Source organism: Sphingobium sp. TB-6 (genome assembly GCF_012927365.1).
GTDB lineage: Bacteria > Pseudomonadota > Alphaproteobacteria > Sphingomonadales > Sphingomonadaceae > Sphingobium.
In genome coordinates, this window is record NZ_JABBGL010000003.1 from 24708 (window position 1) to 37260 (window position 12553).

The 12553-nt window shown below is 64.7% G+C and carries 8 protein-coding genes and 1 tRNA gene; 6 read left to right on the plus strand and 3 right to left on the minus strand.

All coding sequences use genetic code 11. The features are described 5' to 3' along the window. Positions 1–300: 300 nt before the first annotated feature. Entirely contained in the window at positions 301–4503 is a 4203-nt protein-coding gene (locus HHL26_RS05405; RefSeq protein WP_066560452.1) for a translocation/assembly module TamB domain-containing protein, read from the minus strand. Beyond that, entirely contained in the window at positions 4503–6593 is a 2091-nt protein-coding gene (locus tag HHL26_RS05410; protein ID WP_066560449.1) for a BamA/TamA family outer membrane protein, read from the minus strand. The genes HHL26_RS05405 and HHL26_RS05410 overlap by 1 nt, the downstream gene beginning before the upstream one ends. 137 nt (positions 6594–6730) lie before the next feature. Between HHL26_RS05410 and recJ the strand changes: the two genes are divergently transcribed. The 4 genes from recJ (at position 6731) to HHL26_RS05430 (ending at position 10347) form a co-directional block, all read left to right on the plus strand. Beyond that, a complete protein-coding gene (recJ, locus tag HHL26_RS05415) occupies positions 6731–8497 on the plus strand; it encodes a single-stranded-DNA-specific exonuclease RecJ (protein ID WP_066560446.1) in 1767 nt (588 codons plus the stop codon). A gap of 120 nt (positions 8498–8617) precedes the next feature. Further along, positions 8618–8693 (plus strand) — tRNA-Glu (locus tag HHL26_RS05420). 113 nt (positions 8694–8806) lie between these two features. Further along, positions 8807–9472: a peptidylprolyl isomerase gene (locus HHL26_RS05425; RefSeq protein ID WP_066560289.1), complete on the plus strand. Its 666-nt coding sequence runs from the start codon at positions 8807–8809 to the stop codon at positions 9470–9472. A gap of 134 nt (positions 9473–9606) precedes the next feature. Beyond that, a complete protein-coding gene (locus HHL26_RS05430) occupies positions 9607–10347 on the plus strand; it encodes a DUF72 domain-containing protein (protein ID WP_066560287.1) in 741 nt (246 codons plus the stop codon). Between the two features lie 314 nt (positions 10348–10661). Here HHL26_RS05430 and HHL26_RS05435 read toward each other — a convergent pair whose 3' ends face one another. After that, positions 10662–10847 (minus strand): PspC domain-containing protein, encoded by a 186-nt coding sequence (locus HHL26_RS05435; protein ID WP_066560285.1) that lies wholly within the window; start codon positions 10845–10847, stop codon positions 10662–10664. A 325-nt stretch (positions 10848–11172) separates the two neighbouring features. Here HHL26_RS05435 and HHL26_RS05440 point away from each other — a divergent pair, with 325 nt between their 5' ends. After that, a complete protein-coding gene (locus HHL26_RS05440; protein WP_066562002.1) occupies positions 11173–11559 on the plus strand; it encodes a gamma-glutamylcyclotransferase family protein in 387 nt (128 codons plus the stop codon). Between the two features lie 73 nt (positions 11560–11632). Next, complete coding sequence (locus HHL26_RS05445; protein WP_176392353.1) at positions 11633–12523, plus strand: dienelactone hydrolase family protein; 891 nt, start codon at positions 11633–11635, stop codon at positions 12521–12523. Positions 12524–12553 lie beyond the last annotated feature (30 nt).

Below are 12553 nucleotides of genomic sequence, written 5' to 3' on the forward strand. Positions count from 1 at the left end.
TTTTACCGTAGGGATATATGCGCCAGACATTCGCTGGTGGCATCGAGGCGATACGGTGGCAGAGAATATAATGACTGGGATTGGCCAATTGCGGACGCGGAGTCTTCCCCTCCCCTTCAGGGGAGGAGATCGAGGGGTGGGGGCGTGCCCCACGCGCAGACTCAGCCTATGGGGCACTCCCCCACCCCAACCCCTCCCCTGAAGGGGAGGGGCTAATGTCCGCCTTCCACCCAAAGCTGCTCGATTTTTTTAAGGCCGACGGTCAATTTTGATCCCATCGCCCGCTACCGCCGAACGGGCTTAATAATCCTTCGAATAGCGCAGGTTGGCCGACGACCCTGCATTGGTGCCGGTCTTCGACAACAGGCTGAGCGTCTTGGACAGGGAGATTTCAAGCTGCGTGGCGGTGAAACCCTTGGGGTCGGTGATCACCTCCACATAGATATTGTTGGAAATATGCTGGCCGACCGAGAGCGACGTTCCGCGCCCGGTCGCTTCGTCGCCGCCGACGATGCCGATGCGGTCGACGCCTGAGGCGTTTTGCAGCTTGCCCATCGGATTAAGGCCGCCGCCGCCCCCGCGCAGGCCGTTGAGCGCCGCCGCCAACTGGATCGCCTGCGTGGCGGAGAGGTTCGCCACATTGTCCCCGAACAAGATGCGCGCCAATATTTCGTCCTGCGGCAGCGTCGGGGTGGATACGAAGGCGATGTCCGGCCGCTGCGCCGTGCCGCCGACCGCGATCCCCGCCGTCACATCGTCGATCCGGGTTTCGGCGCGGATCGCCAGCGTGGGGTTCATCATCGGGCCGTTGAAGCTGATGACGCCCTGTTCCAGATCGAACTGGTGGCCGGAGAAGCTGTAGCGGCCCCGGATCACCTCGATCTTTCCGATCAGGCGAGGATCGGTGGCGGTGCCGGTGATGCGCATGTCCGTCTTCCATTCGGAATCGAGTCCCATGCCGGTCACATAGATTTCGTTATCGGCGCGCAGGCGGACATCGAGTTTCCATGGCGTCGGCTTGGCCGCTGCCTGCCGCGCGGCGAGGCGCTGGTCGAGCAGCTCGGAGCCTTCGCCCTTGCGCCGGACGCCGGTCAATTGGCGTATATCGGTGCCGCCCTGCCTGGCGACGCGATAGCGAGTTTCCGGGAGCGACAGGTCGCCCTTGATCAGGCCGCCATTGGCCGCGCTGTTGCTGATGTTGAGCGTGCCGCTGACGACGCTGGTGATCGCCTCGCTGCGCGCCAGTCGCGCACGGTTCAGCTTCACCGCTATGTCCATCGGATAGCGGCTTTCCGCCGCCAGCCCTACAGTGCCGCTTGCCTGTACGGTCCCGTCCCCCGCACGCCCGGAAAAGTCGCGCAGGTCGAGCCGGTCGTTGGTGAACCGCCCATCGAGCCGCAGCTGCGTGACCCGGGTGCCGAAGCTCTCATTCTCATAAGTCAGCGCATTGGCGCGGACCAGGCCATTGAGGCGCGGCGCGGTCAGCCGCCCGCCGAAATCCGCCGCGACCGCAATCGGCCCCGTCAATTGCTGATCCGCCAGCCCGGCGAAGGAAAAAAGTACATCGGCCGGTCCGGCATAGCGGATGCCGCCGCCCAGCGGCGCGGACTGCAGTTGTTCGCTCCAGTTCGCCCCCGGTCCCGGTGGGGCGAGCGTCGCGACGAAGCGGCCCAGCGTCGCATTGCCGCGCCGGATGAGACCGCGCATGTCGCCGCCCGCGCTGGACAGCTTGCCCTCGATCGCCATTGATACCGGATCGGACACGGCGGTCAGGCTGGAGCGGCGGAAATCGCTGATCGCAAGGCGGGTGGTTGCGGTCGGGAAAGCATATCCATTTTGCGCGAAGTCCAACGTGCCGGTGGCCTTGCCGCTGACGCCCAGGCCCGGCGTCGCCATATTGACGATGGCCAGGTCGAAATCCTTGAAGCGCGCCTGCATTGCCGTCTGCTGGCCGAAGCGGCCTGCGAGGTCCACGCGGCCCTGCGGCAGCACCAAGGTCGCGGGTTCGAGGCGATAGCCCCCGCGTTCGATACGGATGATGGCGGGCGTGGCGAAGCGGAAGGGGATGTTGCTCGCCCGGCCCTCCAGTGCGATGGCATAGAGGGTTGGCCGCAGCGCGGCGTTCATCGCAATGGAGAAGGGCGCGCCCGTCGATCCATCCGCGACGAGCTGCGCCCGGCCGCGCCCGCCCCGATAGTCGATCCGCCCACGCGCCTTGCGCACGACATAACCGCCATAGGCGGCGTTCGCCATCTGTACGTCGGCGGTGATCTGAGGCTGGTCGGCCAGCACCATATTCGCCGCGATCAGCGCGCGGCCGATCGCCACATCGGCTTCGCCCGGCAGCTTCGCATTGCTCGCGATGGCATTGAGCTGCGCGCCCTGCGCCTTACCCACTGCCATCAACTTCACCGCGCCGCTGATCCCGGAGCCATTCATGGCAAGCTGGCCGGTAAAGGAACCAGCCGGGCTTTGCTGCACGCGACCGTTCATGTCGACCCCGGCGAAACGCGCCCTGGTGATGTCGACGATCAGCGGGCCTTTCGCGGTGCGGATCAGTACATTGGCGAAAAAGGGTCCATAGGGCGACCCGCCGATGGTTTCGAGCCGATAGCCTGCCGCCTCTCCATGCAGCTTCGCGACCACGTCATGCAACTGCACGCCGATATTGGGCCGGGCAGCGCGCAGCACCGCCTGCGGTCGTTCCATCGTGCCGCGCACGGTTAACGCCAACGGACCATATTGGCGGGACGAAGCCTTGGCGTCGAAGCTGATCGCGCCGTCCGTATCATAGCTGCCGGACCCGGAATGGACCTGGAAATTGGGTGCCGCGCCTTTCAGCCCGGCGAGCGTGAACTTGCCCTCCGGCGTCATGCCGATGCGCCCCGACATCACGGCATTGCCGCCCAGGAAATCGCGGACCGAGGCATTCTCCCACCGCGCGGTGCGGACGCCGAACCTGCCATCCAGACCGAAGCCACCCCTCGGCCCCGGCACCAGATGCACATCGGTGTTGAGATTGACGATGCCGACGCCATCGATCTTGTAGTCGTTCACCCGGCCCTTGAGCGCGCCGCGATAAATGGCGTTGTCGAGATCGGCCAGCACGATGGCGGTGGCGTCCACCCGGTCGCTGTCGATCTTCAGATTGTCGCTGATCAGCTTGCCCGCGGCATAAGCGAAATCGCCCTTCACCCGCAGATCGTGCAACAGGCCGCCCGCCGCCGCATTGAGGCCGGTGACGCGGTTGGCGGTGGCGCTCACGGGAATGCGGATGCGGTCGGCATCGATCACCGCGCGCCCGCTGGCTTTCAGATTTTCGATGCCGGTGGCGTCGAAGGCGAGTTGCTTCGCCGTGATGTCATAGTCGATGAAGGGCGTCGCCATCGGCCCGTCAAGGATCACGGAGGCGCGCACGTCGCGGCCCTTCACCTTTTCCATGATCGCGCCGGGGGTGAGTAGCGCGGCATCGATCTTGAGCGCGCTGAACCGGCTCTTGCCGAGGTCGACCAGACCTTGCGCCGTGGCGGAAAGAGCGGGAGATTTCAGCGATCCCTTGAGGTTCACCCGCCGCTCGTTGAGGCCGGCGAACAGATCGACGTCCAATGCTGGGGTGGTCAGCCGGTCGACCGTCCCGGCAAAGACCAGCCCGGGGCGCACTGGTCCCTTTGCTGTGAAATTGCCGTCCCGGGCCGCGAGCGCGATCTTCGCCAACTCTCCCTTGCCCGAGGTCGCGACCAGCAGTCCGTTCCACGCCTGCCATGTCCCCTTGCCGTCCAATGTCGCGGTGAAGCCGTCAGTCAGGCCGCTCATTGCCGCGATCACGCCGCCCTTGGGCGCGGTCAGCCTACCCTTCATGGCAAGGCGGTTCTGTGCGGGCACGGCGTCCAAGCTTGCAGCCAAACGGTCGCCGCTGTCCACCACCGCATTGGCCGACAGGATCGCCCGGCCGTCCGCGATATGCGTGACGCCGTCGATGGCGATCTCGCGCTTCTGGCCGATGACGGGCTTGGCGACGAGGAAACGGGCGATCTTCAGCCGGTCGACGTCGATGTCGAGGTCGGGCAGGATCGGGGCATTGGGATCGGTCCTGGTGACGTTGAACTGCGGGCTACGCGCCAGCACCACCATCGGGCTTTCCAGCAGCCGCACCGAAATATGGTTGTTGATGTAGCGGAAGGGGTTCCACACCACATGCACTTCCGGGCTGACCGCGAAGATGCCCTTGGGATCGCGCAGCACCAGATTGCGGATCGTCATGTCGTCATAGATCGACCCGTCGATCCGGCCGACCTCGATCGCCATGCCCGATTCCAGCTTGAGCGCGGCGATCTGGCGGATCAGGAATGTCTTGCCCGGCTGGGTGTTGAGGAACAGCAGCAGCCCGGCGGCCAAAACCACCAGCGCGATGACAAGGCCGACCGCGCCCAGCGCGATCTTCTGCCAGAGCGGCCGCTTCTCGCGAATGATGATCGTTTCGGTGGGAGGGGTCTGATCCACCATCAAAATGCCTGCCCGATGCCGATATAGAGCGCGAATTTGGACTCGCCCGGCTGCCGGTTGACCGGCATGGCGATGTCCGCGCGGAAGGGGCCGAAATTGGTATAGAAGCGCCCGCCGATGCCGACGCCGTAACGAACGTCGGAAAATTGCGGCATGGAGCTTTCATAGACCTGACCCGCATCGACGAAGGCGACCACGCCATAGTCCCCGAAGCGGTAGCGGCCCTCGACCGCGAATTCGTTGACGGATCGGCCGCCGATCGGATCGTTGTTCGCGTCCTTCGGCCCCAGTTCCTGATAGCCATAGCCGCGCACCGATCCGCCGCCGCCGGCATAGATGCGCCGGGAGGGCGCCACATCGTCGCGCTTCACCCCGCTGATCGTGCCGACCCGCGCCCGCCCGGCGATCACCAGACTGTCGGATAGCGGATAATAGCCGGTAAGGTCGAAGGTCGCGCGCAGATAGGGCGAGAAGCGGCCATGCAGCGACCCTTCCGGCTCCCCGCGCAAATTGGCGCGGAAGCCCTTGGTCGGGTTCAGCAGATCGTTGGAGCGGTCATAGCCGATCTGCACCGGCAGACCGCCGATGAAATAGGTCCGCCGCGCCTTGTCCGCCGTCGCCGGGTCGACCACCACCTGTTCGTTGCTCAGCAACACTTCCGCGCCATAGCTGTAGGTCCAGCGCTTCTGGAAGATCGGCGTCGACTGGCGCGACCAGCCGATATTGAGACCCGCCGTATAGGCTTCATAGGCGTCGTAATTCTGATGGTTGAGCGAGATGCCGGTCTGGAAGCTCTTGTCGCGCTTGCCCGCATTGGAGCGGCGGAAGGTGCCCGATGCGCCTTGTTCCTGCGTGCCCGCAATGACGCTGGCGATCACCGCGCCTTCGGGCGGGAAGAGGTTGCGGTGGGTCCAGGTGCCCTCGGCGCGAAAGCCCTGGCCCGTGCCATAGCCTAGTTCTCCGGCCAGCGTGCGGGGCTTGCCTGCCTCCTGCGTGACGCTCAGGTCGACATATTCGGTGCCGTCCGGACCCGGCTCGTTGGTGCGCACGGGATCGATCGAAATGCTCGAAAACAGCCCCGTGGCCACAAGCGCCCGGCGCAGATCGTCGACCTTGCGGCTGTCATAGAGCTCGCCCGGCTTGAAGCGGCTGATGACCTTCATATGATCGGCGCCAAAGGCCTGCTTCTCGCCCGCGGTGGTGATGCTCCGGAACGATCCGCGCGGCCCCGTCTCCACCGGCAGCTTATAGTCGCCTGTCGCTGTCGCGGGATCGAGCAATATGTCGCGCTGCCCGACCTTGGCGAAGGGATAGCCGTTTTCCGGCAGCTTGACGCCGACATTGGCCTCCGCGCCCTCGACCGCCGCCGCGACGATGAAGTCGCCGGTCTGGAGCGGCAGGCTGTCGCGGACCAGGTCCGGCGGCACCGTCGGCCCGGCATGGATGACGATGTCCCCGATCCTGTAGCGCTTGCCCGGCGTGACCGAGACGATGGCCTTCAGCGCACCATCGCCCGCCTGATCCAGCGAGGCGAGGGCGGTCGCGTCATAATAGCCCTCCGAATAGAGCAGCCGGATGGCCAGCGCCTCGTCTTCATGGGCGCGGGCCTGGACCATCGCGGCGGTGTCGGCCTTGCCGCCGCCGTCGATCAGCGCGGAAGAGTCGCGGAACTCGTCTTCCAGCCCCGTCTTGCCGAAGCCCTCGACCGTCACCGCATAACGCACCGCCAGTGTCTTTTCATGGGGGTTGGCGTCGGTCGCGACTTGCAACGGCGCCTGCACGCTGTCGAGCGGCGGCAGCGGCTGCGCCAGTTCGCGTTCCTCCTGCGGCTCGACTGCCGGCGGCAGTTCCTGCGTCGCGCTCGCCCCCGGCATTTGCTGATCGATCCATTGATCGATCGGCGGCAAGGACGCGCTGCTGTTCGCAGGAGCCTCGCCCGTCTTGGGCAGCCGCGCCTCGAACTCGCTGTCGGGCAGGATCGGTTCCTCCTGCTGGGGCGGGGGCGGCGTTTGGGCCATCAGGGGGAGGGGGGAGGCCGCCATCATCATCAGACCCAAGGCTCGCCGGACCCGCTTCTGCCTTGAACCCATGGAAACCGCGTTGCCCCTTTTTGCCCGGCGCCCGTTGCGGGCGGGAATAGCAATACGCGCAATAAGTTGCTTCGGTTCCGCTTGCGTCATGGGGGCGACCGCTTCCCTCCGAATCCCAACCGGTCTAGAGCGGACCCATGACCATTGCGCTCAACATCACCCGTTCGATCGTCGGTCAGCCCTGGCGGTGGCGTGGAGGCAATGGGGACGGGCGCGATCCGGGCTATCGGCCCGACGATCTGGTGACGCAATTGCTGTTGGCGCGGGGTTGTCCGCGCGACGCGGTAGAGGCGCATCGCAATCCCACCATCCGTCATTTCATGCCCGACCCCAGCCTGTTCCGCGACATGGACGCCGCCGCCGAACGCTTGGCCGACGCGGTGGTGCGCGGGGAGGATGTCCGCATCTTCGGTGATTATGACGTGGACGGCGCGACCAGCGCCGCGCTGCTGATCCGCTTGCTGCGCGATCTTGGGCTGGCTGCCCGCCCCTATATTCCCGACCGGCTGATGGAGGGCTATGGCCCATCAGGCGAAGCGCTGGTCCGGCTGGCGGGAGAGGGCGCCACACTGATCGTCACCGTCGATTGCGGCGCGCAGGCTTTCGAGGCGCTTGCCATGGCGAAGGCGGCAGGCGTCGATGTGGTAGTGGTCGACCATCATAAATGTGGCGCGTCGCTGCCCGAAGCGCTGGCGCTGGTGAACCCCAATCGTCTTGACGAAGCGACAGAAGCCGCCGCTCATGGCCATCTGGCGGCGGTGGGCGTGGCGTTCCTGCTCGGCGCGGCGCTGATCCGGGTGTTGCGCGGGCGCGGCTGGTTCGCCCAGCGATCCGAACCGCCGCTGATGGAACTGCTCGACATCGTTGCGCTTGGGACGGTCGCGGATGTGGCGCAACTCAAGGGTCTCAACCGCGCCTTCGTCGCGCAGGGTCTCAAGATCATGGCGAAGCGGCGTAATATCGGCCTCTCCGCGCTGATCGACGCCAGCCGCCTGACGCGGGCGCCGCTCTGCCATGATCTGGGCTTTGCACTCGGCCCGCGCATCAATGCGGGCGGGCGCGTGGGCAAGGCGGATCTGGGCGTGCGGCTGCTGACCACCGAAGACCCGGCGGAGGCCGCGAAGATCGCCGCCGAACTCGACCAGCTCAATGAAGAACGCCGCGCCATAGAGGCCGCCGTTCAGGCTGAGGCGGAGGAACTGCTCGCCGCGCAAGGCAATCGGGCGGTGGCGCTGGTATCGGGCGCGGGCTGGCATCCGGGCGTGATCGGCATCGTCGCCGGGCGCATCAAGGAGAAAGCGGGCCGCCCAGCCATCGTCGTCGCGATCGATGAGAATGGCACCGGCAAGGGATCGGGCCGCTCGATCTCCGGCGTTGATCTGGGCGCGGCGGTGCTGGCAGCGAAAGACAGCGGCCTGCTGGTCGCGGGCGGTGGCCATGCCATGGCGGCGGGGCTGACGGTTGCGGCGGACAGGATCGATGCGCTGGCCGAATTTCTGGATGAGCGGCTTGCCAACGCAGTGGCCAAGGCTCGCGACGACCGGGCGCTGCTGATCGACGCGGTCCTGGCGCCTGCGGGGGTCAATCCGGACTTCGTCGCCGCCATCGACGCGGGCGGCCCCTATGGCGCGGGCTGGCCTGCGCCGTTGATCGCTTCCGGGCCAATGCGGGTCATCAAGGCGGATGTCGTCGGCAATGGTCATTTGCGTGCGATCATGGCGGGCGACGACGGCCGCTCGATCAAGACCATCGCTTTCCGCCAGGCCGAATCCGATCTCGGCCAGGCCATTCTGGGCGCGCCCCGCGACCGGCGGCTGTGGATTGCGGGCCGGGCGAAGATCGACGATTGGGGGTCGCGCCCGGCTGCCGAACTGCATCTGGAGGATGCCGCCTGGGCCGATTGAAGAGCGGATCGGCAATTTTTTGCTCTGCGTCATTTACATGACGAAAAGGGGGTTGACCGCTCCGAAGCCACCGCCTAATGCCCGCCTCGCTTCGCAGTGACGCCCAAGTGGAACTGCAGTGGCCCCTTCGTCTAGCGGTCTAGGACGCGGCCCTTTCACGGCTGAAACACGGGTTCGATTCCCGTAGGGGTCACCACTTGCTTCATAGGAAAGCGGTGAAAATCAGTTGCTTTCCACCCGGTTGCGCCGTGCGTGCAAGCGCTCTAGCCTTGGGCCATATCCTTCTTTGATGAGCGTGCCTTCTTGCCGATGCATTCTGCTGTCCCGCGTTGCCTGATCCCGTTCCTTGCCCTTCTGTCTGGCGCTTCCCATGCGCAATCCGCCAACCGCCCGACGCCCGGTCATACCCGAGTGGCGATCGAAACTTCGGTCGGAACCATCGTGGTTGCGACCGACGATCGCCGGGCGCCGATCACCGCCGTCAATTTCCTTACCTATGTCGATGACGGCCGCTTCGACGGCGTCACCTTCTATCGCGCGGCGCGGCGCAAGAGCGATGCGAGGCTGGGGCTGATCCAGGGTGGGATCGACACGGATGCGCGCCGGTCCCTGCCGCCGATTCGGCACGAGCCGACGACGCGGACGGGCATCAGGCATCTCGATGCGACGCTTTCCATGGCGCGGCCCAACCGCGCCAATTCGGCAATGGGCAATTTCTTCATCACCGTGGGACCGACGCCCAATATGGACGCGCGCGGCGATTATATCGGCTATGCCGCCTTCGGCCATGTCGTCGCGGGCATGGATGTGGTGAAGCGGATTCTCGCCGTGCCGACCTGTTGCGGATCCGGGCCGATGCGTGGGCAGATGATCGTCAAGCCGATCAGGATCATCCGTGCGAAGCGGCTCGACGGCACAGCGCATCCGACGCGCGGGGTGAAGCCGTGGCTGCTCGGCCTCAAACGAAAATCTTAGGCAAAGCGCGGCTGATTGCGCACTCTATCGCGTTCGGCGCCGCGCGGTGATCTTCTTACATGCCTGCTTGTAGAAGAAGGCGATGGCATGAATCATCTTTGCCGATCAGGATGCGCGGCAAAGGAGAGCGCAGGATGAGCGGAAAGATCAGGGTCGGGATCGGCGGTTGGGTCTTCGAACCATGGCGTGGCACCTTCTATCCCGAAGGGCTGCGGCAGAAGGACGAGCTTGCCTATGTGGGCGAGCATCTGACCGCTACCGAGATCAACGCCACCTATTACAGCACGCAAAAGCCCGCGACCTTCGCCAATTGGGCCAGGGCAGTGCCCGACGGTTTCCAGTTCGCGGTCAAGGCGTCGCGCTTCTGCACCAATCGCCGGGTGCTGGCCGAGGCGGGCGATTCCATTGCGAAATTCGTCAATCAGGGGCTGGTCGAACTGGGCGACCGGCTAGGGCCGATCCTGTGGCAGTTCATGCCGACCAAGACATTCGATGCGGAGGATTTCGGCGCTTTCCTCAAGCTGTTGCCCGCGAAGGTCGATGGCGTGCCGCTGCGTCATGCGCTGGAGGTGCGGCACGAAAGCTTTGACGATCCGGCCTTTTTCGATCTGGCGCATGCGGCGGGTGCAGCGGTCGTCTACGCCGATCATCCGGAATATCCGGCGTTGCGCGGCCAGGATGCCGGCTTTTCCTATGCCCGGCTGATGCGCACGCGGGAGGAAGAGCCGGCCGGCTATTCGCCCGAGGAAATCGAGCGCTGGGCCGATGGGGCGCGGGCGCAGGCCGCGAAGGGCGACGTCTATGCCTTTTTCATCAGCGGTGCGAAGGTGCGGGCGCCAGCGGCGGCGCAAACGATGATTGTGACTTTGGAGTAACAGCGACTGTTGCATTTGCTGCAACTGCGAAATCGTCCTTTGCGATTGTTACAATTTCGTGCCGGGGGCATAGGCCTGCTTGCCCTAGCGGCAATGATAAAACAAAAACTTGCAGGACGAACGATATGCGACATACGGTTCAGGGCGTTGCCCTCATGGTTGCGGTTGGCGCACAGATGCTGACCTTCTATTCGGTGCTGTTTGCCTGAGCGCGACATGGCCCGATCTATACCGTCATTGACGGACATCAAATGAGCCGCCCCGGATAAATCCATGGGCGGCTCTTTCATTATGGTTATTCTGGCCGATCCTGGTCAGCCCTCCGCCAGCCAGCCTGCCAGCAGATAGGCGACAACGCCGACCGGACCGAGGGCGCATAGCGTCAGCAGCACAACCGCAATGCGGATCAGTGTGACATCCAGGCCGGTGCGGTGGGAAAGACCGGCGCACACGCCCATGATCTTTCCGTTGCGGCGGTCGAGGGTGAAGCTGTTGTTCATGAATCTGGCCTTCTTGTATCTATACTATGGGATCAGGCGATCGGCGTGACCGGGATGGCGGCGCTGATGAAAAGTCCGGCGACCAGCAGCGCGCTGGTAAGGGCGAAAGCGGCGTTCTGAAGCTTGGCGAACATGATATACTCCCTGAAAATAGGCGGGCCGGACCATCCGGCCATGATGCCGGGAAGATTGCAGGAGCCGTGCCAATTTCCATTCAGCCCGCAATTTCGGGGCTTTTTGCGAGCCTTGCGCCATTTCATGGCGAAAAAATTTCTGTAAATTGGGCTAATTTCCTGCAAATGGGGAATATTTTCAGGAGATGTTTCTGAGCGAGCCGCTGCTCTTCGTCTACGGCACGCTGCGCCCCGGCTTTGACGATCCGATGGCGGAATGGCTTGGAAAAGTGGCGCGCCATGCTGGCCGGGCTGTGGCGCGAGGCAGACTCTATCGCGTGGCCAGCTATCCTGCCTTCGTGCCGGGAGGATCGGATGAGGTGTCAGGCGACCTGTTCGCGCTGGCCGATCCTGCGGCGAGCCTTGCCGTCCTCGACGACTATGAGGAATGCGCCAGTCATTTTCCCGAGCCGCATGAATATCGCCGCGAACGGCTGACCGTCCGGGGCGAAAATGGCCCGGTGGAGGCTTGGACCTATATCTACAATTGGGAGGTCAGCGCGCTGGAGCGGATCGAGAGCGGCGATTTCCTTGCCTGAGAAGGACTTGCGCCAGGCGCGGGCGCGATTAGGCTCCCCGGCCATGGCTTGAGGAGAGATGCGCGTGACCGATATGCAGGATCAGCCCGAACGTTTGCCGGAAGACCGCAACTGGATCGGCTCGACGGGGTTCGATCGGCGCAAGCTGTTGGCGGGCGGGGCGTTCGCCGCTGGTTTCGCCGCTGCCTGCCGCCCCATTTCGAGCAGCGCCGTCCAGACCCCCGGCGACGGGCTGAAGGAGGAACGGGTGTCGATCAAGTCGAGCGACGGTTTCGCCATGCCCGCCTTTGTCGCCCGTCCTGCCGCCGCCAAGGCCGCGCCGATCATCGTCGTCGTGCATGAGATTTTCGGCGTGCATGAATGGATTCGCGACATCTGCCGCCGCTGTGCCAAGGCGGGTTACTACGCCATCGCGCCCGACCTGTTCGCGCGCCATGGCGATGCGACCAAGGTGGCGGATTTCAAGCAACTGATCGCCACCATCGTGTCCAAGGCGTCTGACGCGCAGGTGCTGAAGGATATCGACGCGACCTATGGCTGGGCGGGCAGCCATGGCGGCGACGGCAGGCGGCGCGGCATCACCGGCTTCTGCTGGGGCGGGCGGGTCGTGTGGCTCTATGCCGCCCACAGCGCGCAACTGGATGCAGGTGTCGCTTTCTATGGCCGCCTGATCAGCGAGAAGACCGAATTGCAGCCCCTGAACGTCATCGAGCAGGTGAGCGCGCTCAAGGCTCCGGTACTTGGTCAATATGGCGCGTTGGACAAGGGCATCCCGGTCGCGGATGTCGAAAAGATGCAGGCCGCGCTGAAAATCGCGGGCAAGTCGCCGCCCGACGCGATCACCGTCTATCCCGGCGCCGACCATGGCTTCATGGCGGACTATCGCCCCAGCTACAATGAAGCCGCCGCCAAGGCCGCCTGGGAGGCGACGCTTGGCTGGTTCGGCAAATATGTGAAAAAATAAGAATCATTCGGCTTAGGCTGAGCCGAATGA

What these genes read in the sequence shown, in the direction of transcription:
- HHL26_RS05405 (WP_066560452.1), bottom strand. Translation starts at nt 4,503, where the DNA reads ATGGTGGATCAGACCCCTCCCACCGAAACGATCATCATTCGCGAGAAG.
- HHL26_RS05410 (WP_066560449.1), bottom strand. Translation starts at nt 6,593, where the DNA reads ATGGGTTCAAGGCAGAAGCGGGTCCGGCGAGCCTTGGGTCTGATGATG.
- recJ (WP_066560446.1), top strand. Translation starts at nt 6,731, where the DNA reads ATGACCATTGCGCTCAACATCACCCGTTCGATCGTCGGTCAGCCCTGG.
- HHL26_RS05425 (WP_066560289.1), top strand. Translation starts at nt 8,807, where the DNA reads ATGCATTCTGCTGTCCCGCGTTGCCTGATCCCGTTCCTTGCCCTTCTG.
- HHL26_RS05430 (WP_066560287.1), top strand. Translation starts at nt 9,607, where the DNA reads ATGAGCGGAAAGATCAGGGTCGGGATCGGCGGTTGGGTCTTCGAACCA.
- HHL26_RS05435 (WP_066560285.1), bottom strand. Translation starts at nt 10,847, where the DNA reads ATGAACAACAGCTTCACCCTCGACCGCCGCAACGGAAAGATCATGGGC.
- HHL26_RS05445 (WP_176392353.1), top strand. Translation starts at nt 11,633, where the DNA reads ATGCAGGATCAGCCCGAACGTTTGCCGGAAGACCGCAACTGGATCGGC.